General features: G+C 60.3%; 26 protein-coding genes and 1 pseudogene. 14 read left to right on the top strand and 13 right to left on the bottom strand.

The features are described from left to right. The 3 genes from Q8X48_RS20470 to Q8X48_RS20480 all read right to left on the bottom strand — a co-directional run bounded on the left by Q8X48_RS20470 (window position 1) and on the right by Q8X48_RS20480 (window position 2,591). Complete coding sequence (locus tag Q8X48_RS20470) at window positions 1-768, bottom strand: uroporphyrinogen-III synthase (protein ID WP_407800078.1); 768 nt, start codon at window positions 766-768, stop codon at window positions 1-3. Beyond that, the gene (gene hemC, locus Q8X48_RS20475) at window positions 765-1,706 is read right to left on the bottom strand and encodes a hydroxymethylbilane synthase (protein WP_407800079.1); all 942 of its coding nucleotides are present in this window, start codon (window positions 1,704-1,706) and stop codon (window positions 765-767) included. Before hemC ends, Q8X48_RS20470 begins: the two co-directional genes overlap by 4 nt. 138 nt (window positions 1,707-1,844) lie before the next feature. Next, on the bottom strand, window positions 1,845-2,591 hold the full coding sequence (locus Q8X48_RS20480; protein WP_015097334.1) for a LytR/AlgR family response regulator transcription factor: 747 nt from the start codon (window positions 2,589-2,591) through the stop codon (window positions 1,845-1,847). 524 nt (window positions 2,592-3,115) lie between these two features. Between Q8X48_RS20480 and argH the strand changes: the two genes are divergently transcribed. Further along, on the top strand, window positions 3,116-4,510 hold the full coding sequence (argH, locus tag Q8X48_RS20485) for an argininosuccinate lyase (protein WP_007978825.1): 1,395 nt from the start codon (window positions 3,116-3,118) through the stop codon (window positions 4,508-4,510). A gap of 120 nt (window positions 4,511-4,630) precedes the next feature. On the opposite strand, the gene Q8X48_RS20490 is transcribed toward argH, so the two are convergent. Further along, window positions 4,631-5,290, bottom strand: coding sequence for a glutathione S-transferase family protein (locus tag Q8X48_RS20490; protein WP_407800080.1), 660 nt, complete (start codon window positions 5,288-5,290; stop codon window positions 4,631-4,633). Window positions 5,291-5,414: 124 nt separating this feature from the next. Here Q8X48_RS20490 and Q8X48_RS20495 point away from each other — a divergent pair, with 124 nt between their 5' ends. From Q8X48_RS20495 to Q8X48_RS20505, 3 genes are all read left to right on the top strand, one after another. Then, on the top strand, window positions 5,415-5,699 hold the full coding sequence (locus Q8X48_RS20495; RefSeq protein ID WP_007978820.1) for a hypothetical protein: 285 nt from the start codon (window positions 5,415-5,417) through the stop codon (window positions 5,697-5,699). Window positions 5,700-5,912: 213 nt separating this feature from the next. After that, window positions 5,913-6,158 carry a TIGR02647 family protein gene (locus tag Q8X48_RS20500; RefSeq protein ID WP_007980796.1) on the top strand — a complete coding sequence of 82 codons (246 nt, stop codon included), beginning with the start codon at window positions 5,913-5,915 and terminating at the stop codon, window positions 6,156-6,158. Between the two features lie 194 nt (window positions 6,159-6,352). Next, window positions 6,353-9,196: a class I adenylate cyclase gene (locus tag Q8X48_RS20505; RefSeq protein ID WP_407800081.1), complete on the top strand. Its 2,844-nt coding sequence runs from the start codon at window positions 6,353-6,355 to the stop codon at window positions 9,194-9,196. A gap of 7 nt (window positions 9,197-9,203) precedes the next feature. On the opposite strand, the gene rnk is transcribed toward Q8X48_RS20505, so the two are convergent. From rnk to cyaY, 3 genes are all read right to left on the bottom strand, one after another. Then, window positions 9,204-9,614, bottom strand: coding sequence for a nucleoside diphosphate kinase regulator (rnk, locus tag Q8X48_RS20510; RefSeq protein ID WP_007980800.1), 411 nt, complete (start codon window positions 9,612-9,614; stop codon window positions 9,204-9,206). A 283-nt stretch (window positions 9,615-9,897) separates the two neighbouring features. Then, window positions 9,898-10,116, bottom strand: coding sequence for a DUF1289 domain-containing protein (locus tag Q8X48_RS20515; protein WP_258682919.1), 219 nt, complete (start codon window positions 10,114-10,116; stop codon window positions 9,898-9,900). A gap of 4 nt (window positions 10,117-10,120) precedes the next feature. Then, window positions 10,121-10,453, bottom strand: coding sequence for an iron donor protein CyaY (gene cyaY / locus Q8X48_RS20520; protein ID WP_007980802.1), 333 nt, complete (start codon window positions 10,451-10,453; stop codon window positions 10,121-10,123). A 294-nt stretch (window positions 10,454-10,747) separates the two neighbouring features. Here cyaY and lptM point away from each other — a divergent pair, with 294 nt between their 5' ends. From lptM to Q8X48_RS20550, 6 genes are read left to right on the top strand one after another with little or no spacing between them, the layout of a single operon-like run. Further along, a complete protein-coding gene (gene lptM / locus Q8X48_RS20525; RefSeq protein ID WP_007980804.1) occupies window positions 10,748-10,924 on the top strand; it encodes an LPS translocon maturation chaperone LptM in 177 nt (58 codons plus the stop codon). 12 nt (window positions 10,925-10,936) lie between these two features. Further along, window positions 10,937-12,184 (top strand): diaminopimelate decarboxylase, encoded by a 1,248-nt coding sequence (lysA, locus tag Q8X48_RS20530; RefSeq protein ID WP_407800082.1) that lies wholly within the window; start codon window positions 10,937-10,939, stop codon window positions 12,182-12,184. A gap of 4 nt (window positions 12,185-12,188) precedes the next feature. Continuing rightward, a complete protein-coding gene (dapF, locus tag Q8X48_RS20535; RefSeq protein ID WP_015097339.1) occupies window positions 12,189-13,019 on the top strand; it encodes a diaminopimelate epimerase in 831 nt (276 codons plus the stop codon). 13 nt (window positions 13,020-13,032) lie between these two features. Further along, window positions 13,033-13,758 (top strand): DUF484 family protein, encoded by a 726-nt coding sequence (locus tag Q8X48_RS20540; protein ID WP_015097340.1) that lies wholly within the window; start codon window positions 13,033-13,035, stop codon window positions 13,756-13,758. Window positions 13,759-13,760: 2 nt separating this feature from the next. After that, window positions 13,761-14,660 (top strand): tyrosine recombinase XerC, encoded by a 900-nt coding sequence (gene xerC / locus Q8X48_RS20545; protein WP_407800083.1) that lies wholly within the window; start codon window positions 13,761-13,763, stop codon window positions 14,658-14,660. Beyond that, window positions 14,657-15,364, top strand: coding sequence for an HAD family hydrolase (locus Q8X48_RS20550; RefSeq protein WP_407800084.1), 708 nt, complete (start codon window positions 14,657-14,659; stop codon window positions 15,362-15,364). Before xerC ends, Q8X48_RS20550 begins: the two co-directional genes overlap by 4 nt. A gap of 186 nt (window positions 15,365-15,550) precedes the next feature. Here Q8X48_RS20550 and sutA read toward each other — a convergent pair whose 3' ends face one another. From sutA to glnK, 4 genes are all read right to left on the bottom strand, one after another. Then, a complete protein-coding gene (gene sutA, locus Q8X48_RS20555) occupies window positions 15,551-15,874 on the bottom strand; it encodes a transcriptional regulator SutA (protein ID WP_015097343.1) in 324 nt (107 codons plus the stop codon). Window positions 15,875-15,975: 101 nt separating this feature from the next. Then, entirely contained in the window at window positions 15,976-16,401 is a 426-nt protein-coding gene (locus Q8X48_RS20560; protein ID WP_218500994.1) for a secondary thiamine-phosphate synthase enzyme YjbQ, read from the bottom strand. Window positions 16,402-16,615: 214 nt separating this feature from the next. Next, window positions 16,616-17,953 carry an ammonium transporter gene (locus tag Q8X48_RS20565; RefSeq protein ID WP_015097345.1) on the bottom strand — a complete coding sequence of 446 codons (1,338 nt, stop codon included), beginning with the start codon at window positions 17,951-17,953 and terminating at the stop codon, window positions 16,616-16,618. Window positions 17,954-17,988: 35 nt separating this feature from the next. Further along, window positions 17,989-18,327 (bottom strand): P-II family nitrogen regulator, encoded by a 339-nt coding sequence (glnK, locus tag Q8X48_RS20570; protein WP_002555808.1) that lies wholly within the window; start codon window positions 18,325-18,327, stop codon window positions 17,989-17,991. A 419-nt stretch (window positions 18,328-18,746) separates the two neighbouring features. Here glnK and Q8X48_RS20575 point away from each other — a divergent pair, with 419 nt between their 5' ends. Together Q8X48_RS20575 and Q8X48_RS20580 are read left to right on the top strand one after the other, a co-directional pair. Then, window positions 18,747-19,007 (top strand): accessory factor UbiK family protein, encoded by a 261-nt coding sequence (locus Q8X48_RS20575; protein WP_007980822.1) that lies wholly within the window; start codon window positions 18,747-18,749, stop codon window positions 19,005-19,007. Between the two features lie 383 nt (window positions 19,008-19,390). Continuing rightward, a complete protein-coding gene (locus Q8X48_RS20580) occupies window positions 19,391-19,909 on the top strand; it encodes a BRO-N domain-containing protein (protein ID WP_407800085.1) in 519 nt (172 codons plus the stop codon). An 11-nt stretch (window positions 19,910-19,920) separates the two neighbouring features. Here the strand turns inward: Q8X48_RS20580 and Q8X48_RS20585 are convergent. Then, window positions 19,921-20,004 (bottom strand): annotated as a pseudogene (locus tag Q8X48_RS20585) (HigA family addiction module antitoxin); the annotation flags it as partial. Between the two features lie 64 nt (window positions 20,005-20,068). On the opposite strand from Q8X48_RS20585, the gene Q8X48_RS20590 reads away from it, so the two are divergent. Both Q8X48_RS20590 and Q8X48_RS20595 read left to right on the top strand, forming a co-directional pair. Continuing rightward, window positions 20,069-20,239, top strand: coding sequence for a hypothetical protein (locus Q8X48_RS20590; RefSeq protein ID WP_167399546.1), 171 nt, complete (start codon window positions 20,069-20,071; stop codon window positions 20,237-20,239). Window positions 20,240-20,418: 179 nt separating this feature from the next. Beyond that, complete coding sequence (locus tag Q8X48_RS20595; protein WP_407800086.1) at window positions 20,419-21,912, top strand: YifB family Mg chelatase-like AAA ATPase; 1,494 nt, start codon at window positions 20,419-20,421, stop codon at window positions 21,910-21,912. A gap of 6 nt (window positions 21,913-21,918) precedes the next feature. On the opposite strand, the gene Q8X48_RS20600 is transcribed toward Q8X48_RS20595, so the two are convergent. After that, window positions 21,919-22,415 (bottom strand): DUF4432 family protein (locus tag Q8X48_RS20600; RefSeq protein WP_407800087.1); only part of this gene is annotated, 497 nt, incomplete at its 5' end.

The raw sequence follows: 22,415 nt of genomic DNA on the forward strand, positions 1-22,415 counted from the left end.
TCAGAAAACGGGTACGGGTTGCTCCCGTAACGCCGTCAGCAAGGCCGCGGCACTCGCGCCGCGACAATCCACAACTGTTTTGGCCCCGGCGGCACGCGCCAGCTCGGCAACCCTGGGGCTTGGTACAAACAACGGCAACCGCGCCAATTGCGGCCAGGCATCGCCGGCCAATTGATGCAGGTGCTCAAAACCTTGTCCACTGCTGACCACCAGCCCGTTCAGGCGTTCCGCCTGGATCCGTTGCGGTAGCACTTGCGGCGGGTAAATCGGCATTGCCCGGCGGTACAGTTCCAGATACTCGACACTAGCACCAAGCTCACGCAAACGCTCAGCCAGCAATTCGCGCCCACCCTCCCCGCGCAGGATCAGTACTCGCCCATCGGGTTGTGCGATAGCCTCGCGCAGGCGGGAAAGTTCGAGCAAGGCCTCACTGTCATCGCCTTCTGCCGGGAAGCTCACATCCAATCCGTGAGACTGGAGGATCTGCGCTGTCGCCGCGCCGACGCTGAACCACTTCACAGCGGGCGGCGCGGGCCGAAACCGCTCGAGCAGTTCGACGCCGATCCGGGCGGCCGGCTTGCTGACCACGATGATTGCGCAGAACTTTTCCAGCGTCTGAATCACCTGGCGCATTGTGTCAGTCGCCGCAATCGGCACTATGTCCAAAAGCGGCAGACTGCTGCTGAAAATCCCCTGTCCGGCCAAAAAGCTGCCCAGCGCCGCCGCCTCATCGGCGGGACGCGTCAGCAGCAAGCGCCAACCGATCACTCGTGACCTGCCTCGCCATAGACCGCTTTGAGAATGGCGTCGGCGCCCTGGCTCAGAAGGTCTTCAGCGACACTCACACCCAGTGCCTCGGCATCGCCGCGAGGGGCACGGGCTTGTGCGCTGAGCAGCAGGCCACCGGCTGGATCGCCCACCAGTCCGCGCAACCAGAGCTGCTCACCCTCCAGCACGGCGTAGCAGGCAATCGGTACCTGGCAACCGCCATTGAGGTGCTTGTTGAGGGCACGTTCGGCGGTCACTCGGGTGGCGGTGTCTTGGTGATGCAGGGGCGCCAGCAGCGCATGGATTTCATTATCGGCGCTGCGGCATTCGATACCCACCGCGCCCTGGCCACCGGCCGGAAGGCTGTCGTCGACACTGATGGCCGAAGTGATGCGATCTTCAAAGCCCAGCCGGATCAGACCGGCAGCGGCAAGGATGATGGCGTCGTATTCACCGGCATCGAGCTTGGCCAGGCGCGTGTTGACGTTGCCGCGCAGGAAGCGGATTTCCAGATCAGGGCGACGGGTCAGCAATTGCGCCTGGCGGCGCAGGCTGGAGGTGCCGACGATACTGCCCTGAGGCAACTCATCCAGGCTGGTGAATGTGTTGGAAACGAAGGCGTCACGCGGGTCTTCCCGTTCGCAAATGCAGTACAGGCCGAGGCCTTCGGGGAAGTCCATCGGCACGTCCTTCATGGAGTGCACGGCGATGTCGGCTTCATTGTCCAACAGCGCGGTTTCGAGTTCCTTGACGAACAGGCCTTTGCCACCGATTTTCGACAGCGGAGAGTCAAGCAGCTTGTCACCACGGCTGACCATGGGGACGAGAGTCACCAGCAGGCCCGGGTGAGCCGCTTCAAGGCGGGCTTTGACGTATTCGGCCTGCCACAGGGCGAGTGCACTTTTGCGGGTGGCGATGCGGATTTGGCGAGAGGACATGGATCAATCCGTACTGAATAGATACGGCGGATAATAACAGCTCAGCCAAATCCACTTTGACTTGTATCAGATACTACTCGGCCTCCCTGGCCCCGGATGTCCGGCAATCGGGTGTGAAATTCGCCTGCAAACAGCTGTTTAAAGCTGTTGCATCATCTTGCGCACGCCAGCCACATGGCGCCGGCTGACGATCAGCGCATCACCATTGAGGCCTTTGAGGAACAGCTGGAAATGCCCCAAGGGTGTTCGTTGCAGTCGCTCGATACGCTCACGGGCGACCAGTGCGTTGCGATGGATACGCACGAAACGGTCACCGAACTCGTCCTCGAGGGCCTTGAGCGGCTCATCGAGCAGTACTTCACCGCTTTCGTGACGCAAGGTTACGTATTTGTGGTCGGCAATGAAGTACACCACCTGATCCAGTGGAATCAGCTCGATCCCTTTACGGGTTCGGGCGCTGATATGGCTGCGCGGTCCGCTGCCGCTTTCAGCAGCAGGGCGGGTCAGGGCGGCGAGCTGGGCACGATTGGGGCGCTCGGCTCTCTTTAATGCGTCATGTAACTGTTCAGTTCTCACAGGTTTCACCAGATAGCCTACGGCGCTGGCCTGTAAGGCTTCCACGGCAAATTCATCGGGCCCGGCGCAGAACACTACGGCGGGCGGAGTTTCGCGTTCGCATAACCGTGCAGCCACTTGCAGGCCATCGAGGCCGGGCATGCGGATATCAAGCAGCACGATATCCGGCTTGTGGCTGTCGATCAGTGCCAACGCCTCTTCGCCATTCGTGGCATTAGGCTCCAGGACACTGTATCCCTCGAGTTCGCCAACCATTCGGCACAGGCGCTCGCGGGCCAAGGGTTCGTCATCAACGATCAGGACATTCATATTGCGCTGGATTCCTGCGTGAGTCTCGCACAAGGATAGCGTAGACAGGTGAAGTGACGTCCGTCACCGCGATCCACGCTAAGACTAGCCCGAGCGTCAAAAAGTGCCGCTGGTCCGGCGGCTAAATTTTCATCTGCCGGGCGATTGGCGGCCCAGGCCCGCATTGGCGACACATCGCCACAGGGTTTGCTGATATGCAATATGAACACCCCCCCTCTACTTATGATCAGCGGCTGCACCGAGAAGTGCGCTGATCCTACTGTCCAACTGTAGACGTTTGCCGGGACGTTATTGCTCAAATGAAAAATATCGTTGCGCTAATGCAGGAGCGAGCTTGCTCGCGATGAACCTGAAGCCGACGCGTTTATCCAAAAAGTACGCGTTATCGTTAACGCCCATCGCGAGCAAGCTCGCTCCTACACAAAAAAACGTATCGACCAGTGTCAGCGACAGGGTTGGCAACCCTGTTATTATCCGCGCCAGCGTTCCACGCCTTCTTTCTTCAAGCCGATACGAGCGAATTCATGAGCACTGACAAGACCAATCAGTCCTGGGGCGGCCGCTTCAGTGAACCCGTCGACGCCTTCGTCGCCCGCTTCACCGCCTCCGTCACTTTCGACCAGCGCCTGTATCGCCACGACATCATGGGTTCGATCGCCCACGCCACCATGCTGGCCAAGGTCGGCGTGCTGACCGATGCCGAGCGCGACAGCATCATCGATGGCCTGAAGACCATCCAGGGTGAAATCGAGGCCGGCCAGTTCGACTGGCGCATCGACCTTGAAGACGTCCACATGAACATCGAGGCGCGGCTGACCGACCGCATCGGCGTGACCGGTAAAAAACTGCACACCGGCCGCAGCCGTAACGATCAGGTCGCCACCGATATCCGCCTGTGGTTGCGTGACGAAATCGACCTGATCCTGGCCGAAATCACTCGCCTGCAAAAAGGCCTGCTGGAGCAGGCGGAGCGCGAAGCCGCCAGCATCATGCCGGGGTTCACCCACCTGCAGACCGCCCAGCCAGTGACCTTCGGGCACCACATGCTGGCCTGGTTCGAGATGCTCAGCCGTGACTACGAGCGCCTGGTCGACTGCCGCAAGCGTACCAACCGCATGCCGCTGGGCAGTGCGGCACTGGCCGGCACCACCTACCCGATCGATCGTGAATACACTGCCCAACTGCTGGGTTTCGACGCGGTTGGCGGCAATTCGCTGGATAACGTCTCCGATCGCGATTTCGCCATCGAATTCTGCTCGGCCGCCAGTATCGCGATGATGCACCTGTCGCGCTTCTCCGAAGAGCTGGTGCTGTGGACCAGCGCACAATTCCAGTTCATCGACCTGCCCGACCGCTTCTGCACCGGCAGCTCGATCATGCCGCAAAAGAAAAACCCGGACGTTCCGGAGCTGGTTCGCGGCAAGACCGGTCGCGTATTCGGCGCGCTGATGGGCCTTCTGACCCTGATGAAAGGCCAGCCCCTGGCCTACAACAAGGACAACCAGGAAGACAAGGAACCGCTGTTCGACGCCGCCGACACCCTGCGCGACTCGCTGCGGGCCTTTGCCGACATGGTGCCGGCGATCAAGCCCAAGCACGCGATGATGCGTGAAGCAGCCCTGCGCGGCTTCTCCACCGCCACCGACCTGGCCGACTACCTGGTGCGTCGCGGCCTGCCATTCCGTGATTGCCACGAAATCGTCGGTCACGCCGTCAAGTACGGCGTGGACAGCGGCAAGGACCTGGCGGAAATGAGCCTGGAAGAACTACGCAAGTTCAGCGACCAGATCGATCAGGACGTGTTCGCCGTGCTGACCCTCGAAGGCTCGGTCAATGCCCGCAACCACATCGGCGGCACCGCGCCGGCGCAGGTGAAGGCTGCTGTCGCTCGCGGTCAGGCACTGCTGGCCAGCCGTTAGATAAAAGCTTCGCGGGCAAGCCCGCTCCCACAGGGTTGTGTGTCGTTCGCGAGTCTGCGGCACGACACGAATCCTGTGTGTGGGCTTGCCCGCGATGACTGACTTCAGAACGCCACAGAACTACTTTTTGGCAGCAATCATCGCCATGAACGCCGGCATCGCCGCTTCCCGATCCGCCGCCACACGCTGTACATTCGGATTACCCCCCAAAAACTCCAGCAACGCCCTGGCCTTCGGCATCTCAGCCAACAAATCAATTCCGAACAACTTGTGCGCCACGCCACACGCCAGTGGCACGCTGAACAGGAAATACAGATCCGCCACGCTCAAGCTGTCGCCAGCGACGTAAGGGCTGAATTTGCCGTGCCGGCCCAGCGCAGCCATCCCCAGCAACAGTTCGGCCTTGGTTTTTTCCTTGATCGCATCCGGCAGGGTCATGCCGAAAAACGCTTCGGCGTAGCAGGCTCGCGCTGGCAGTTCGATATACAGTTCGATTTCCCTGGCCAGTGCCAGTACTTGCGCGCGCTCGAACGGGTCGCTCGGTAGCAGCGGCGTGCCGTTGTGATTTTGCTCGAGGTACTCGAGGATTATGCTGGTTTCATTGATGAACCCCTGCTCTACGTGCAGTACCGGGACCTTTCCACGCGGGCTGATGGCCAGTGCTTCAGGGGCGGTGCCGCCGTAAAACGGCACTTCTTCGAAAGGCAGTCCTTTTTCCAGCAACGCCAGTTTGACCATGTTGTAGTAGTTACTGACGGAGAATCCATAAAGCTTGATCATCACAAAGCCTCCAGGCCGTGCGGGGTGGGCAGTGCCTGTTTATAGAACGCTCGAGGGTTTCTTGCCAGCAGCATCACGCCAATGAATACGGGTAAACTGGCCGCCTTTCCCTGAGGAGCCTGCCATGAGCGAGCCAATCGATATCGAAGACGACGAAGAAGAATTCGCCGAAAATACCTTGATCGAAGCCATCGAAAACCAGATCGAAAGCGACAACCCGCCAGCGGCCAAGGCGACCTTCAACAAGCTGACCCTGGTGGGCTACGAGCGGGAAGAGATTCTCAACCTGATGGCTCACGTTTTGGCGGTAGAAATCGACGCGATCCTCGAAGAAGACCGCGCGTTCAATACCGAATGGTACGAAGCCGCGCTGCGCGCATTGCCCGAGTTGCCGCCGCAAAAGCAGTAGGCCCACGCCCCCCCCCCTGTAGGAGCGAGCTTGCTCGCGAAAAACCCGAGAGCGCCGCGGGGCGTCAGGTTTCCAGCGTCATCGTTGAAGACCATCGCGAGCAAGCTCGCTCCTACAAAGGAAAAAAACCCTGTCGCGAGCACTGGACATGCCGCGCAAGTGAGCTCACCTTAGGAGCGCTATCGTCCAATTCCTAGAAAGTCTGGAGTCCTTATGTCGCTTACCCCTGAGCTGGTTGCCGAACTGGAAGTCCTCGCACTCTTCAACCTGGACAGTTCCCAGGAAGGTCTGAAAATTCATCAGACTGCTGCCCCGAAACACATTGCCGCCGCCAAACGCCTCTTCGAAAAAGAACTGACCGACCAGCCTGATGGCGGTTACCTGACCAGCCTGGGTCGTGATGCCGCGCAAAATGTGCAAAGCGTGCTGACTATTCTTAACGCCGAAGTAACAGCCTGAATTCTGCCGCATCGCCCACGGAGACCCCGATCCAGGGATTTCCGCGGGCACATCCCCCACTGATTTCAGTCTCCACCGATAGAAATCTGACGCCAGAAAAACAAATCAGCTTAAAAGTCCTCGCCTCAAGGCGCTAAACTGCCCTTCATCCGAAGAGCCCCACGTCCGAGCCCTGCGAGCCGGTTTGAGCTGACATGACGCGCACCCATGAAATCCGCCCCGATCTGGACGAGGGAATCGACCGCAAGATTCTCAGCCAGCTGCGCGCACGTTTTCTGAAACTTAACGAAGGGCGCATGGCTCGCGCCATGGAAGGCTTGTCGACCCGCCAGCAAGGGGTCCTGACCTTGCTGCCGCTGTTTTTCCACGTTAATCATCCGCTACTGCCCGGCTACGTTTCCGGTAGTACGCCGGCGGGGCTGTCGAATTTCGAACCGGACGCCAATGTCCTCGCAGAAGCCCAGCGCCTGACCCGCTCGTTTTCCTACAAACCTCGCCACGGCAGCAACCCGCCGAGGCCGATTCACGGACTGTTCCTGATGGGCAGCCTCGGCACCCTGGCCCAGGCCGACCAGAGCGACATGGATGTGTGGGTCTGCCATGGGCCGGACCTGACCGAGAACGAACTCGCCGAACTGCGCAAAAAATGCCAGCTGCTGGAAGCCTGGGCCGCCAGCCAGGGCGCCGAAGCGCACTTTTTCCTGATCGAACCGACCCGTTTCGTCCGTGGCGAGCGCGACACCCAACTGAGTTCGGAGGATTGCGGCACCACCCAGCACTACCTGTTGCTGGACGAGTTTTACCGCACCGCAATCTGGCTGGCCGGGCGTACGCCGATCTGGTGGCTGGTGCCGGTCTACGAAGAGTCGAGCTACGACCGCTACACCCATACATTGATTTCCAAGCGCTTTATCCGCGCCGATGAAACCCTCGACCTCGGCAACCTGGCCTTTATCCCGCCCGGCGAGTTTATCGGCGCCGGGCTCTGGCAGTTGTTCAAGGGCATCGAGTCACCCTACAAGTCGGTACTCAAGCTGCTGCTGACCGAGGTATATGCCAGTGAACACCCCAGGGTCCATTGCCTGAGCCTGCGTTTCAAGCAAGCGGTGTTCGCCAACCGGCTCGACCTCGACGAACTGGACCCGTACGTCGTGGTGTACCGGCGCATCGAGGAATACCTGATCGCCCGCAACGAACCGGAACGGCTGGAACTGGTGCGTCGCGCGCTGTACCTGAAGGTCAATCGCAAACTGACCGGCAGCAGCCGCACCCAGAGCTGGCAACGCTCTTTGCTTGAGCGTCTGGCCCATGAATGGCGCTGGGACCAGCGCCAACTGGCCCTGCTCGATAGCCGCAGTCAGTGGAAGGTCCGCCAGGTCGGCTCCGAGCGGCGGGCGCTGGTCAATGAACTGAACTACAGCTACCGCTTCCTCACCCAGTTTGCCCGACAGGAGCAAACGGTCAGCCGCATCAACAAGCGCGACCTGAGCGTGCTCGGGCGTCGGCTATATGCCGCTTTCGAGCGCAAGGCCGGCAAAGTCGAATTCATCAACCCCGGTATCGCCCCGGACCTGGCCGAAGACACCTTGACGCTGGTGCACGCGCCGAACAGGAAAGAACCGGGGCAAAGCCAGTGGGGTTTGTACAACGGCAGCCTGACGGCGCTGGAGTGGGAACATTTCGCGCCGATCAAACGCAGCCGTCACTTGCTCGAGCTGCTGACCTGGTGCCACCGCAATGGCGTAATCGACAGCAGTACCCGCCTGGCCCTGCACCCTGGTACCAGCGACTTGAGCGAGTTCGAGCTGTTCAACCTGCTCGGCAGCCTGCAACAGACTATCGCCCTGCCCTTGCCCACCGTCGCGGAAGAACCTTTGTTGCGCGCCAGCGTGCCGAGTGAAGTGCTGATTCTGGTGAATGTCGGCATCGATCCGCTCAAGCACCATCGCGACCTGAACATCCTGATGACCACCGAGCGCACCGATTCCCTGAGCTATGCCGGGGTTCGGGAAAACCTGGTGCTGACGCTGGACCAGGTCACGCTCAATAGCTGGAACGAAGTACTGGTGGCTCGCTACGACGGCCCCCACGCCCTGCTCGACTGCATTCGCGATTATCTCAACAACCTGCCCGCCGGGCCGCAACAGCCGAAGCTAAGGGTGCGCTGTTTCTGCCATAACCGCGCGCAGTTCATCGCCCAACGGGTGGAAGATATCCTCGATACCGCGCAGAACCTGCTGCTGAGCCGGCTCAATCACCGCTACCTGATCCAGGTCCAGCAGCACTACCACGTACTGGAGCTGGTGCCGGGACAGGTCCAGCACATCGCACTGGCCACCCTGCCGGCGTTGATCGATTACCTGGGTGAAGAAATGGCGAGCTACAGCCCGCTTCACCTGGATCCAAACGCACTGGAAGAGCACGACCTTGCGCTGTTCCTGCCAACGGGCCAGCCGGACTGCATCCAAGTGTTCTATCGGGTCAACGAAGATCAGGCTGATCTGTACGTGCTCGATGAGTTCAATGCCCTGTGGCAGCAACGCCTGCCCTGGCACGACGAGCAAAGCCTGCTGGTGCCGCTGCAGCGCTTCCTGCAATCGATCCAGTACCGTCGCGATGCCCTGTTGCCGATGGACGCTGCCCACCCCTTGAACCTCGACACCCTGTATTGCCAACTGTTGCCATCAGGCCCTGGCCGGGCGCGTCGCATTGAAGCCCGGCCGGTGCCGCAGACGCCAGTGAACAAACCGTTTTACGACGTGCAGGCGATCGTCGGCAAAGCTGCACCGGGTCAGGTGCAGGTGACGTTGTATTGCAATCAACGGGAGTTTTCCGAACTGGAGCATGGCGACCAGCTGTTCAGCGTGGTCGCCCGGGAAATCGTCGGGCAGCGCCGGGAAACCGAACGCTATCGCTGCTACATCACCGACCTCGACCTGTCAGGCCTGCTCGGCGAAGGGCAGAGTTCCACCCATTTGTACCTGCGTTACAAAGCAGACCTGGAGCAGGCATTGAACGAGGCGCTCGATCAGGTCTGAGGGGATGTCACTCCGGGAACGCGCCGCCATTGGCCGGCTGCGATTCGACTTCCAGCAGCGTCAGCTTCAGGGTCTTGCCGCCCGGAGCCGGCCAATCGATATGCTGGCCAACCTTCAGGCCGAGCAGCGCGCTGCCCACCGGCGCCAGGATCGAGACCTTGCCTTCGTCGGCATTCGCATCCTTGGGGTACACCAGGGTCAGGTGGTAATCCTTGCCACTACCTTCTTCCCGGCAATGCACACGGGAATTCATGGTCACGACATCCGCCGGCACTTCATCGTGGCCGACCACGGTATCGGCGCGATCCAGTTCGGTTTGCAGCGCAATAACGCCCGGCAGCGTGTCGTCCAGGCTGTCGATCAGGCGCTCCAGACGCTGGACGTCCAGACGGGTAAGGGTGATGGAAGGTGCGGTCATGATTTGGGCAGACTCCTTTCTTCTGCACGAAAAAAGCAAAACCCCGCCAGAAAAAGGCGGGGTTTTCACAAGCCTCGGTGGGTTGAGGCGTTACCGGACACTATCACAGCTCAAAAAATATACAAGCTGGTGGGGGTGAGGGACCCGATGGAGGGGAGAAATGTGAGTCGAGCAATTAGATAGCCTGTGGGAGCGAGCTTGCTCGCGATAGCGGAGTGCCAGTCACCAACGATTTGAAGGTGCTGGCATCATCGCGAGCAAGCTCGCTCCCACAGATTGGGCGTCAGGCGCCGGATTTGCGCTGGGCAGCCTGGGCGCAAATGACACGGCGGCGATCATCGTCCGCCGAGCGCCATTCGCGGATGTCTTCGACATGGCGGAAACAGCCCAGGCAGACTTTCTGCTCGTCCAGCCGACACACACCGCTGCACGGCGACGGCACCGCCGGGCTGACATTGCTGTAGAGCGGCTTCGGTGGGCGGACAGACGCAGGCTGGGTCACGATCTCACAGGCCTTCGAAATCGAGCTCGACACCGGCCTGCTGCTGGACAATACGCTCGAGCATTTCACCCAACTGCTCTTCACTCTTGTCGCACATCCAGCGCTCGCTTTCTTCGTCGTAGTCGAAGTGGAAACCACCGGACACCGCCGCCAGCCACAGCTGACGCAGCGGCTCCTGGCGACTGAAGATCAACTGGCTGCCGTTCTCGAACTTGACGGTCAGCACACCGGCCGAGCTTTCGAGGTCGATATCCAGGTCGCTGTCGTCAAAGATGTCCTCCAGGGTTTGCTGGGTGGCATCGACCAGGTCGTGGAAACGCGCTTCGGACAAACTCATTACGGCAACCTCAAAAAGTGTCTGATCAGGCTCAAGCGCCGCAAGATACGACCGAGCCCTGCTGAATGCAAAGAATAACGACCTGTGGGAGCGAGCCTGCTCGCGAATGGCAGGTACATTCGACCTATTCGTTGGCTGACACACCGCTTTCGCGAGCAGGCTCGCTCCCACAGGGATCACGCTACGGACCTGCCCCCTACCCAACCCCCGCCGGACGGGCGGTCCGTTGCATAGGCAAGCTGCCGGGTGGCCGGTATACTCCGGCGCAATTAATGCATTTTCAAGGATTTCGCCATGAAGCGCCTGATCTCTTCCCTTGCTGCGCTCCTCGCGGTTGCCTGCCTTGTGTCGGCCTGCGGTCAAAAAGGCCCGCTGTACCTGCCCGATGAAGACCAGGACCCTGTCGAGCAAGCCAAGTCGTCGCAGCAGCAGCCTGCCTCCAAAGCACACAAGCACGACGTCTACCAATAATAAGGGAACCTCATGGACGCTTTTAACTACCGTGACGGTGAACTGTTCGCGGAAGGTGTTGCCCTGTCTGCCATCGCCGAGCGCTTTGGAACACCGACCTACGTTTACTCGCGCGCGCACATCGAAGCCCAGTACCTGGCTTATGCCGATGCACTGGCTGGCACGCCGCACCTGGTGTGCTTCGCAGTCAAGGCCAACTCCAACCTGGGCGTCCTGAATATCCTGGCGCGCCTGGGCGCCGGTTTCGACATCGTCTCCCGTGGTGAACTGGAACGTGTCCTGGCCGCTGGCGGCAGCGCCGACAAGATCGTGTTTTCCGGCGTCGGCAAGACCCGTGACGACATGCGTCGCGCCCTGGAAGTCGGCGTGCACTGCTTCAACGTCGAATCCACCGACGAGCTCGAACGCCTGCAAGTGGTCGCTGCCGAACTGGGCGTTCGCGCGCCGATTTCGTTGCGCGTCAACCCGGACGTCGATGCCGGCACCCACCCGTACATTTCCACCGGTCTGAAAGAGAACAAGTTCGGCATCGCCATCGCCGACGCCGAAGACGTGTACGTGCGTGCCGCGCAACTGCCGAACCTGGAAGTGGTCGGCGTCGATTGCCACATCGGCTCGCAACTGACCACCCTGCCGCCGTTCATCGACGCTCTCGACCGCCTGCTGGGCCTGGTCGACCGCCTTGGCGATTGCGGCATCTACCTGCGCCACATCGATCTCGGTGGTGGCCTGGGCGTGCGATACAAGGACGAGGAGCCGCCACTGGCCGGCGACTACATCAAAGCCGTGCGTGAACGCCTTGATGGTCGCGACCTGGCGCTGGTGTTCGAGCCGGGCCGCTTCATCGTCGCCAACGCCGGTGTATTGCTGACCCAGGTCGAATACCTCAAGCACACCGAGCATAAAGACTTCGCCATTGTCGACGCCGCCATGAACGACCTGATCCGCCCGGCGCTGTACCAGGCCTGGATGGACGTCACGGCCGTGCACCCGCGTCAATCCGCGGCCCGCGCCTACGACATCGTCGGCCCGATCTGCGAGACCGGCGACTTCCTGGCCAAGGATCGTCAGCTGGCCCTGGAAGAAGGCGACCTGCTGGCCGTGCATTCGGCCGGTGCCTACGGGTTTGTCATGAGTTCCAACTACAACACCCGCGGCCGTGCCGCTGAAGTGTTGGTGGACGGTGATCAGGCATTTGAAGTGCGTCGCCGTGAAACGGTAGCCGAGTTGTTTGCTGGCGAAAGCCTGCTGCCGGAGTAAAACCATGCTGCTGCGTTTTACCAAGATGCACGGCCTGGGCAATGACTTCATGGTCCTCGACCTGGTCAGCCAGCACGCGCACATCCTGCCCAAGCATGCCAAGCAATGGGGCGATCGGCACACCGGCATCGGTTTCGACCAGTTGCTGATCGTCGAGGCACCGAGCAATCCGGATGTGGATTTCCGCTACCGGATCTTCAACTCCGACGGTTCCGAAGTGGAACAGTGCGGCAACGGTGCGCGCTGCTTCGCCCGTTTCGTGCTCGACAAGCGCCTGACCGCAAAGCGGCTGATTCGGGTCGAGACCAAAAGCGGCATCATCGAACTGGACGTGCGTAACGACGGCCAGATCAGCGTGAACATGGGCGCCCCGCGCCTGGTGCCGGCGGATATTCCGTTCCAGGCACCGGAGCAGGCCAAGAGTTATCAGGTCGACGTCGACGGCACCCCGGTCGATCTGGCCGCCGTGTCCATGGGCAACCCCCATGCCGTGGTGCGGGTCAGCGATATCAACAACGCGCCGGTGCATGAGCTGGGACCGAAAATCGAACATCACCCGCGCTTCCCGGCACGGGTCAATGTCGGCTTTCTCCAGGTCATCGACCGGAGCCGCGCGCAGCTGCGCGTCTGGGAGCGTGGAGCCGGGGAAACCCAGGCTTGCGGAACCGGCGCCTGCGCCGCCGCAGTGGCCGCGATCAGCCAGGGGTGGATGGATTCGCCACTATTGATCGACCTGCCTGGCGGGCGCTTGTCCATCGAATGGGCAGGTCCTGGTCAGCCGGTGATGATGACCGGCCCGGCAGTGCGCGTATATGAAGGACAAGTGCGTCTTTGAGTGAGCGAAACCTATGACCGACAAGCCTCAGGTACCCGCACGACAAGCTGACGAATCACCGTCCGAAAGCCTGGAGGCGGCGGCTGTTGCCGCGTACCTGGAGGCTCATCCGGACTTCTTCGTCGAGCACGAAGAGCTGCTCCCGTCCCTGCGCATCCCCCATCGACGCGGCGATACCGTGTCGCTGGTGGAGCGTCAGATGACCATCCTGCGCGACCGCAACATTGAACTGCGTCATCGCCTGTCGCATTTGATGGACGTGGCCCGGGACAACGACCGGTTGTTTGAAAAGACCCGTCGCCTGATCCTCGCGCTGATGGACGCCGCCAGCCTGGAAGACGTGGTGATGTGCGTCGAAGACAGCCTGCGCCAGGAATTCCAGGTGCCCTTCGTCAGCCTCATCCTGCTCGGCGACAACGCCATGCCGGTGGGCCGCTGGGTCACTCACGCCGAAGCGCAAGTGGCCATCGGCGGTTTGCTCTCGGAAGACAAAAGCGTCAGCGGCAGCCTGCGCGAGCATGAACTGGACTTCCTGTTCGGCGAAGAGCAACGCAAGCAGATCGGCTCCACCGCGGTCGTCGCCATCAGCCACCAGGGCATCCACGGCATCCTGGCCATCGCCAGCCGTGATCCGCAGCACTACAAAAGCTCGGTGGGCACCTTGTTCCTGAGCTACATCGCTGAAGTCATGGGTCGCGTGCTGCCACGGGTCAACAATTCCCTGCGCTCGGTACGCTGAACATGGAACGGCAACTGGACGCTTACTGCGAACACCTGCGCAGTGAGCGGCAGGTGTCGCCGCACACGCTGTCGGCCTACCGCCGCGACCTCGACAAAGTGCTGGGCTGGTGCGTCAAACAGAACATCGGCAGTTGGACGGCGCTGGACATCCAGCGCCTGCGCAGCCTGATTGCCCGCCTGAACGCCCAAGGGCAATCATCCCGCAGTCTGGCGCGATTGCTGTCGGCCGTTCGCGGGCTCTATCACTACCTCAATCGCGAAGGCCTGTGCGACCACGATCCCGCCAATGGCCTGGCACCGCCGAAAGGTGAACGCCGCCTGCCGAAAACCCTCGACACCGACCGCGCCCTGCAACTACTGGAAGGTGGTGTGGAGGATGACTTTCTGGCACGTCGGGACCAGGCGATTCTGGAGTTGTTCTACTCTTCCGGGCTGCGGCTGTCGGAGCTGACAGGACTCAATCTCGATCAACTCGACCTCGCCGACGGAATGGTCCAGGTACTCGGCAAAGGCAGCAAGACCCGCCTGTTGCCGGTAGGAAAAAAAGCCCGCGAAGCGCTGGAGCAGTGGCTGCCACTGCGGGCCATGGCCAACCCGGCGGACGATGCAGTGTTCGTCAGCCAACAGGGGCGACGTCTCGGCCCTCGGGCGATCCAGGTGCGGGTCAAGGCTGCCGGTGAGCGCGAGCTGGGACAGAACCTGCATCCGCACATGCTGCGGCACTCCTTCGCCAGCCATCTGCTGGAATCCTCCCAGGACCTGCGCGCGGTGCAGGAACTGCTTGGGCACTCGGACATCAAGACCACACAGATCTACACCCACCTGGACTTCCAGCACCTGGCCACGGTCTACGACAGCGCCCACCCAAGGGCCAAACGCATTAAGGGCGACGATTCATGAGCATTCAGTTGATCACCTTCGACCTCGACGACACCCTGTGGGACACCGCCCCCGTCATCGTCAGCGCCGAAGCCATATTGCGTGCATGGCTGACCGAACATGCGCCCAACCTGGGGGCGGTGCCGGTGGAGCATTTGTGGGCCATACGCGAGCGCATCCTGAGCATCGAGCCGAACCTCAAGCACCGCATCAGCGCCTTGCGCCGGCGCGTGTTGTTCCAGGCCCTGGAAGAAGCCGGATATCCCCATGCCGAGGCGTCGGACCTGGCCGATCAAAGTTTCGAAGTGTTTCTGCATGCCCGGCATCAGCTGGAAATATTTCCGGAGGTGCAACCGACCCTGGAGTTGCTGGCCAACCATTACGCCCTCGGCGTGGTCACCAATGGCAACGCCGATGTGCGTCGGCTGGGGCTGGCGGACTACTTCAAGTTTGCGTTGTGCGCCGAAGACATCGGCATCGCCAAACCTGATGCGCGACTGTTCCATGAAGCCCTGCAACGCGGTGGCGCGACGGCTGATACGGCGGTGCATATTGGCGATCATCCGGGCGATGACATTGCCGGTGCGCAACAAGCGGGGATGCGGGCGATCTGGTTCAACCCGGCGGGCAAGGCCTGGGAAGCGGAACGATTGCCGGATGCGCAGATTGGCAGTCTGACCGAGTTACCAGCGTTGTTGGCGCGGTGGAACAAGGCTTCGGCCTGACACAAAACCTGTGGGAGCGGGCTTGCTCGCGAATGCGGTGTACCAGTCGACATTGATGTTGGCTGACAGGACGCCTTCGCGAGCAAGCCCGCTCCCACAGTAGATTGTGTTCAACCCGAAAGTTTTGCTTCAGGCATGAAAAAGCCCGCAGCGACGGCGGGCTTTTTCAACAAGCGGGTAGCAGGCTCAGATAGGCCGGCTGCCGTACTTGTTATCCGGCTTCTTGGGAGGATCGGCGACCACATTGGCCTCCACTTCCTGCACCTTGCCACCACGCGCAAGGAACTCTTCCATGGCCTTGGCCAGGGCATCGCGTTCCTTGTTCTTGGCTTCGACACTCGGCAGCTCATCGACCGATACCGCTGCCTTGGCCTTGCCTTTGGCGGCCGGAACCGGCGCATCACCGCCGTCGTCGTCAGCAACGTCTTCCGCTGCCGCTTCCAGGCCTTCTTCAGCCTCGTCTTCGTCGCCTACTTCGAGGTCGTCGTTTTCCAGATCATCGTCGCTCATGTTCTACCTCATGACTTGCGAAAAGCAGATTAGTTATAGCCCAGCTTTGCCCTCTGTCGAAGGCTGCCGGAAAAAAATCAACAGCCGCTGCTGACCAGCGGTTATGCCTCTTCACCGTGCACGGTGGCGAGGACTTTACGGGCACCGCCATGATCGCGGTGCTCGCCCAGGTAAACGCCTTGCCAGGTTCCCAACGCCAGTCGGCCTGCCGAAATCGGCAAACAGAGCTGACAGCCAAGTACGCTGGCCTTGAAGTGCGCCGGGAGGTCGTCCTGGCCTTCGTCGTTATGCTCATAGCCGTCTGTTCCTTGTGGGATCAGACGATTGAAAAACCGTTCGAAGTCGCGACGTACCGCCGGATCGGCGTTCTCGTTGATGGTCAACGACGCCGAGGTATGCTGCAGCCACAAATGCAACAGACCGACCCGACACACCTTGAGTTCAGGCAGGCCGGCGAGTAACTCGTCCGTTACCAGGTGAAAGCCCCGGGGCCTCGCCCGCAAGGTAATCAGAGTCTGTTGCCACATACAGTTCTCCGCACGTTCGGGGCGCATTCTAGCGCGCTCTGGGAAAAAACAAAGGCCCTAATATTCCTTCAATCATGTAAGCCTTCGACCGCACAAAAACACCCGACGTAAACATCCTGAAACCTGTAGGAAAAAACCTTTCAGCTCACCCTTCAATGACAAATTACAGACAAAAAAATGCCCGGCAAGCCGGGCAAGTTTTTTATGCGCGTGCTTACAAGTTGTAGCCGCGTTCGTTGTGAAGCGCCAGATCGATGCCGACCGCCTCTTCTTCTTCATTGATGCGCAGACCCATGACCGCATCCAGCACCTTGAGGATGATGTACGTGGCGATCGCGGTGTAGATCACCGTGAAACCTACGCCTTTGCACTGAATCCACACTTGTGCGGCAATGTCGGTTACGGTGCCGAAGCCACCCAGGGACGGCGCGGCGAACACACCGGTCAGGATTGCGCCGAGGATACCGCCGATCCCGTGTACGCCGAAGGCATCCAGGGAATCGTCATAGCCGAGTTTGCGTTTCAGGGTGGTCGCGCAGAAGAAGCACACCACGCCAGCCGCCAGACCGATGACCAGCGCGCCCATCGGGCCAACGGTGCCGGCAGCCGGGGTAATTGCCACCAGGCCAGCAACCACGCCCGAAGCGATGCCCAGTGCGCTAGGTTTGCCATGGGTGACCCACTCGGCAAACATCCAGCCCAGCGCAGCAGCGGCAGTCGCGATTTGCGTCACCAGCATCGCCATACCGGCGGTACCGTTGGCCGCAGCGGCGGAACCGGCGTTGAAACCGAACCAGCCGACCCACAGCATGGCCGCGCCCATCAGGGTATAACCGAGGTTGTGCGGTGCCATCGGCGTGGTCGGGAAGCCTTTGCGCTTGCCCAGCACCAGGCAGGCAACCAGACCGGCCACACCGGCGTTGATGTGCACCACGGTGCCGCCGGCGAAGTCCAGAACGCCCCAGTCCCACATCAGGCCGCCGTTACCGGACCAGACCATGTGCGCAATCGGCGCGTAAACCAGGGTGAACCAGATGCCCATGAACACCAGCATCGCGGAGAACTTCATCCGCTCGGCGAAGGCACCGACGATCAGCGCCGGCGTGATGATGGCGAAGGTCATCTGGAAGGTGATGAACACCGCTTCAGGGAACAGCGCCGCAGGACCGGTCAGACTGGATGGCGTGACACCGGCAAGGAATGCCTTGCCCATGCCACCGAAGAACGAGTTGAAGTTGACGACGCCCTGCTCCATGCCGGTGGTGTCGAACGCGATGCTGTAGCCATAGATGACCCACAGGACGCTGATCAGACCGGTAATGGCGAAGCACTGCATCATCACGGAAAGAATGTTTTTCGACCGGACCATGCCGCCGTAGAACAGCGCGAGGCCGGGAATGGTCATGAACAGCACCAAGGCTGTAGAGGTCAACATCCAGGCAGTGTCGCCAGAGTTGAGGACCGGGGCCGCCACTTCGTCTGCCGCCAAAGCAAGGCTGGGCATTACGATGGACAACAGGGCTCCTAGCCCTGCGAATTTACGCAGAGTCATATTGTTTTCTCCTGGGGCGTTGGGTTTGTGGCGGCTTAGATAGCGTCGGTATCGGTTTCGCCGGTACGGATGCGAATCGCCTGTTCCAGATTGACCACGAAGATCTTGCCGTCACCGATCTTGCCGGTGTTGGCAGCCTTGGTGATGGCCTCGATTACCCGGTCCAGATCCTTGTCGTCGATGGCGACATCGATCTTCACCTTGGGCAGGAAATCGACCACGTATTCCGCGCCGCGATACAGCTCGGTGTGACCCTTCTGCCGACCAAAGCCTTTGACTTCAGTGACGGTAATGCCCTGCACGCCGATCTCGGACAGCGACTCGCGTACGTCGTCCAGTTTGAACGGCTTGATGATGGCAGTGACTAGCTTCATGAAAACTCTCTCCCGAATTGGTGGACTTGCCCCAGGAAAACAAACCCGTCTCAAGTCTAAGCGCAGTGCCTGGCTTTGTAACGCATCGTCGGCCTTACCTGCCCGTCCGACGCCAGCTAACCGCTCCTTGCGAAGCACTCCCCGTGATTCGCCTGGCGCACTGCATTCGTCACAGCGACTGCATCAGTGCATGGGTCACCAGCATCTAAGCAGAAAGCTTGCCATCTCCACAAAACTGACTGTTTTCAAGTCTTTACCGGCGGATGGCGGATACTTCGCGACAACACCCGGCACGTTACGCACAACAACGGTGCGTCGCCGTCTGTCCCGATGCGCGAAAACCGTGCACCCTTTGCCCGCGCAAATGACTATAGACACTGCGTGATACACTGCCTGTCATTGTTTCCAGGACATTGCCCATGCTCGCGCCAAAAGACTTCCTCGACGCCCTGACCGGCACCGCCTCCCGCCTCTTCAGCGGTGACACGCCTCTGCCGAAAGCCGAAATCGAAAGCCAGTTCAAAATGTTGCTGCAGAGCGGCTTCAGCAAGCTGGATCTGGTGAGCCGGGAAGAGTTCGATAGCCAGATGGTTGTACTGGCGCGCACGCGGGCGCGGCTGGAGGCTCTTGAAACGAAGGTCGCGGAGATGGAAGCGAAGCTGAATCCGCCAACCGAGTAACCCATCAATCCCGCTTTGAAACACAGCCCCCTGTAGGAGCTGCCGAAGGCTGCGGTCTTTTGATCCCAAGCCCCGCAAAAATCCCGGCAACGTCCTACAAACATCACACCGCCGTCCGATTGCGTCGCTAAACCCCGGTTCCTAAGCTCATCCCGGCTGAACATTCAGCACTGGGTTTGGCGACCTAGATAGCATCCGACGCACCGCGACCACATTCGATTCAGGGAATTATCCCATCTCGAATTATGGCGGCTGTGCGTGGGAGACCTTCAGGTCTGCCGGTTTGTCCGGATGCACCGGTTCGCCAACCCGCGCGCAGCTGCCACCCTTTCGTTTGGCGACGAATAGAGGCAGCTTCCTTCATACGCATCCGGAGTTGCAAAATGGAAGAAAGCTATCTAATCCCTAACGTCTTCACCCGCCACAAACTCCACCTCCACGCCCTCCTAATACAAAACCAACCCTGGTTCAGCGCCCGCGACCTAGGGCGACTTCTACGCATCTACCTCAACGACCGCCAACTCCGAAAACTCGATCCCGACCAATACCAAACCACTAAAACCCTCATCCACGGTCACATCGAAAACACCCTGCTGATCAGCGAATCCGGTGTCTATGCCATGCTTGTCTACCACTACTGCCCCGAATACCGAGCCTTGCGTGAATGGCTCACCCACGAAGTCGTCCCCGCCCTGCGAGACACCCAACACCCCACCACAACCGAACGCCCACAACTGAGCCTGCTCAACTGGCCGGAAATGTCGTTGAGCTTGCTGCACTGGAATAACCAGCCATGGATTCGGTTGCAGGATGTGCCGCAGATGATGACAGAGCGTGAGCTGGCCACACGCCCGGCAAAACCGTGGTGGAAGCGGGCTTCATGTGTCCTACAGTCGCTTTGAATATTTAACGTTCAACCACGCTCGATCTGGGCTGAGCGCAACTCATAGGTCGATTGCAGATTCAGCCAGAAATCGGGTGTGGTGTTCAGGTGGATGACCATAACAACCGCCTTGTCATCTACTTGAGCGACCAATAACATCCAATCGCAGGAGGTGTGTATGAGCCCAAAAAAGCGAAAGGCGAAGCTGTTACAAGTTGTTGAGTTTCACGCCGAAGCACGTCGTTTGGCTGGAAATTTATCGGCCAATCAACGACGCTTTATTGAAGTCGCCATCGCGCGCGGTAAAGAACTTGAGCCTGGTGGTTGGTTGGCCGGTGGACGAAGCTGAACTTCTTTCGTGAAAGAAACCGTCTAAATGGCGGTTTTTTTGTACCTCGCCAATGCCCTGGTTCGTAACCGCAATATCTCGTGAAATTTTGCCCACGTAACCACCCCACCAATTCCCTCTCCCCCGTCTACCCTTCACAAACCCGCAGGAAGCGGTGCTATTCAACTCAAGGAAAGCCCATGTCCCTCTCCATCGTCCACAGCCGCGCCCAGATCGGCGTGGAAGCACCCGCCGTCACCGTAGAAGTTCATCTGGCCAACGGCCTGCCATCCCTGACCATGGTCGGCCTGCCCGAGGCAGCGGTGAAAGAAAGCAAGGATCGGGTGCGCAGTGCGATCATCAATTCGGGGCTGCAATTTCCGGCGCGGCGGATCACGCTGAATCTGGCGCCCGCTGATTTGCCCAAGGATGGCGGGCGCTTCGACCTGGCGATTGCCCTGGGGATTCTCTCGGCCAGTGTGCAGGTGCCGACGCTGACACTGGATGACGTGGAGTGTTTGGGGGAGTTGGCCCTGTCAGGTGCGGTACGGGCAGTTCGAGGGGTGTTGCCGGCGGCGTTGGCGGCGCGCAAGGCCGGGCGCTGGCTGATGGTGCCTCGGGCGAACGCTGAGGAAGCGTGCCTGGCGTCGGGACTGAAAGTGATTGCTGTTGACCATTTGCTGGAGGCCGTCGCGCACTTCAACGGGCATACACCGATCGAGCCTTATGCTTCCGATGGACTGCTCTGCGCCAGAAAACCGTATCCCGACCTGAATGAAGTGCAAGGGCAGCTGGCGGCCAAGCGTGCGCTGCTGATTGCGGCGGCGGGAGCTCATAACCTGCTGTTCAGCGGACCGCCGGGGACGGGGAAAACGTTGTTGGCGAGTCGTCTGCCGGGGTTGTTACCGCCACTGGCCGAGAGCGAAGCGCTGGAAGTTGCGGCAATTCTATCAGTCGCCAGTTGTGTGCCATTGAGTCATTGGCCGCAACGACCGTTTCGCCAACCCCATCACTCTGCCTCCGGCCCGGCACTGGTGGGTGGTGGCTCGAAACCACAACCGGGCGAAATCACCCTCGCCCACCACGGTGTACTGTTCCTCGATGAGCTCCCGGAATTTGATCGCAAGGTATTGGAGGTATTGAGAGAGCCACTGGAGTCCGGCCACATAGTGATTTCCCGCGCCAAGGACCGCGTACGCTTCCCGGCGCGCTTTCAACTGGTCGCAGCGATGAATCCCTGCCCCTGTGGATATCTCGGCGAACCGAGCGGCCGCTGTTCCTGTACGCCGGACATGGTGCAGCGCTATCGCAACAAACTGTCGGGGCCGCTGCTGGATCGTATCGATCTGCACCTTACGGTTGCACGCGAAGCCACGGCGTTAAATCCTGCGTTGAATCCCGACGACGATACTGCCACCGCCGCCAAGTTGGTTGCCGATGCACGAGAACAGCAACAAAAGCGCCAAGGCTGTGCCAATGCGTTCCTCGATTTGCCGGGCCTGCGCAGACACTGCAAGTTATCCACAGTTGACGAAACCTGGTTGGAAACGGCGTGTGAACGGCTGACCTTGTCACTGCGAGCGGCCCATCGACTGCTCAAGGTTGCTCGCACCTTGGCGGACCTGGAGCAAGTCGATGGTATCACCCGTGAACACTTGGCCGAAGCGCTGCAATATCGGCCGACAACACTCTAGTCAGCGTCACCCCTTGGTGAGATCAACCAATGGCGTCTGCCGCATCTCAGTTTCCCGCCCACCCTGAATCTCGCTCACCTGCTGCAACGCCTCATCCACAGCTGCTTTATCCGCCAGCAAGCCGTAACTGATGCGGAACTGCTTGTGTTCCTTCGGCCCAATCGTCGGCACCAGGTTCAGTGCCCGCTGATACCGGCGGTTGTAGGAAAAACTCGTTCCCGGCTCCAGCCCCGTGACATAGCCCTGGCCTTGGGTGTCGGTGTTTTTCCATAGGGAAAACACGGGCAGTGTCTGAGTGTTGAAGCCGACCGAAACGCCCAGGCTGCCGGCCTTGTTATGCAACACGGTCAATGTATCGCCCTTGGCATCGGCATAAGGCACCACGTTGTAAACCGTTTCGTCGTAGTCCCTGGTCGGTGCGCGGTACGTTTGCCAGTCAGGCAGATCGCCCTTGGCCTTGTCGTTGAACGGCGACACCTGTTTCACCGGCGCGGCGAACCGGG

The organism is Pseudomonas sp. QLc11A (genome assembly GCF_052112305.1).
Taxonomy (GTDB): Bacteria; Pseudomonadota; Gammaproteobacteria; order Pseudomonadales; family Pseudomonadaceae; genus Aquipseudomonas; species Aquipseudomonas laurylsulfatiphila.

What these genes read in the sequence shown, in the direction of transcription:
- Q8X48_RS20550 (WP_407800084.1), top strand. Translation starts at nt 14,657, where the DNA reads ATGAGCATTCAGTTGATCACCTTCGACCTCGACGACACCCTGTGGGAC.
- Q8X48_RS20480 (WP_015097334.1), bottom strand. Translation starts at nt 2,591, where the DNA reads ATGAATGTCCTGATCGTTGATGACGAACCCTTGGCCCGCGAGCGCCTG.
- Q8X48_RS20560 (WP_218500994.1), bottom strand. Translation starts at nt 16,401, where the DNA reads ATGTGGCAACAGACTCTGATTACCTTGCGGGCGAGGCCCCGGGGCTTT.
- Q8X48_RS20495 (WP_007978820.1), top strand. Translation starts at nt 5,415, where the DNA reads ATGAGCGAGCCAATCGATATCGAAGACGACGAAGAAGAATTCGCCGAA.
- glnK (WP_002555808.1), bottom strand. Translation starts at nt 18,327, where the DNA reads ATGAAGCTAGTCACTGCCATCATCAAGCCGTTCAAACTGGACGACGTA.
- sutA (WP_015097343.1), bottom strand. Translation starts at nt 15,874, where the DNA reads ATGAGCGACGATGATCTGGAAAACGACGACCTCGAAGTAGGCGACGAA.
- hemC (WP_407800079.1), bottom strand. Translation starts at nt 1,706, where the DNA reads ATGTCCTCTCGCCAAATCCGCATCGCCACCCGCAAAAGTGCACTCGCC.
- Q8X48_RS20490 (WP_407800080.1), bottom strand. Translation starts at nt 5,290, where the DNA reads ATGATCAAGCTTTATGGATTCTCCGTCAGTAACTACTACAACATGGTC.
- lysA (WP_407800082.1), top strand. Translation starts at nt 10,937, where the DNA reads ATGGACGCTTTTAACTACCGTGACGGTGAACTGTTCGCGGAAGGTGTT.
- xerC (WP_407800083.1), top strand. Translation starts at nt 13,761, where the DNA reads ATGGAACGGCAACTGGACGCTTACTGCGAACACCTGCGCAGTGAGCGG.
- rnk (WP_007980800.1), bottom strand. Translation starts at nt 9,614, where the DNA reads ATGACCGCACCTTCCATCACCCTTACCCGTCTGGACGTCCAGCGTCTG.
- argH (WP_007978825.1), top strand. Translation starts at nt 3,116, where the DNA reads ATGAGCACTGACAAGACCAATCAGTCCTGGGGCGGCCGCTTCAGTGAA.
- cyaY (WP_007980802.1), bottom strand. Translation starts at nt 10,453, where the DNA reads ATGAGTTTGTCCGAAGCGCGTTTCCACGACCTGGTCGATGCCACCCAG.
- Q8X48_RS20590 (WP_167399546.1), top strand. Translation starts at nt 20,069, where the DNA reads ATGAGCCCAAAAAAGCGAAAGGCGAAGCTGTTACAAGTTGTTGAGTTT.
- dapF (WP_015097339.1), top strand. Translation starts at nt 12,189, where the DNA reads ATGCTGCTGCGTTTTACCAAGATGCACGGCCTGGGCAATGACTTCATG.
- lptM (WP_007980804.1), top strand. Translation starts at nt 10,748, where the DNA reads ATGAAGCGCCTGATCTCTTCCCTTGCTGCGCTCCTCGCGGTTGCCTGC.
- Q8X48_RS20580 (WP_407800085.1), top strand. Translation starts at nt 19,391, where the DNA reads ATGGAAGAAAGCTATCTAATCCCTAACGTCTTCACCCGCCACAAACTC.
- Q8X48_RS20500 (WP_007980796.1), top strand. Translation starts at nt 5,913, where the DNA reads ATGTCGCTTACCCCTGAGCTGGTTGCCGAACTGGAAGTCCTCGCACTC.
- Q8X48_RS20505 (WP_407800081.1), top strand. Translation starts at nt 6,353, where the DNA reads ATGACGCGCACCCATGAAATCCGCCCCGATCTGGACGAGGGAATCGAC.
- Q8X48_RS20595 (WP_407800086.1), top strand. Translation starts at nt 20,419, where the DNA reads ATGTCCCTCTCCATCGTCCACAGCCGCGCCCAGATCGGCGTGGAAGCA.
- Q8X48_RS20565 (WP_015097345.1), bottom strand. Translation starts at nt 17,953, where the DNA reads ATGACTCTGCGTAAATTCGCAGGGCTAGGAGCCCTGTTGTCCATCGTA.
- Q8X48_RS20575 (WP_007980822.1), top strand. Translation starts at nt 18,747, where the DNA reads ATGCTCGCGCCAAAAGACTTCCTCGACGCCCTGACCGGCACCGCCTCC.
- Q8X48_RS20540 (WP_015097340.1), top strand. Translation starts at nt 13,033, where the DNA reads ATGACCGACAAGCCTCAGGTACCCGCACGACAAGCTGACGAATCACCG.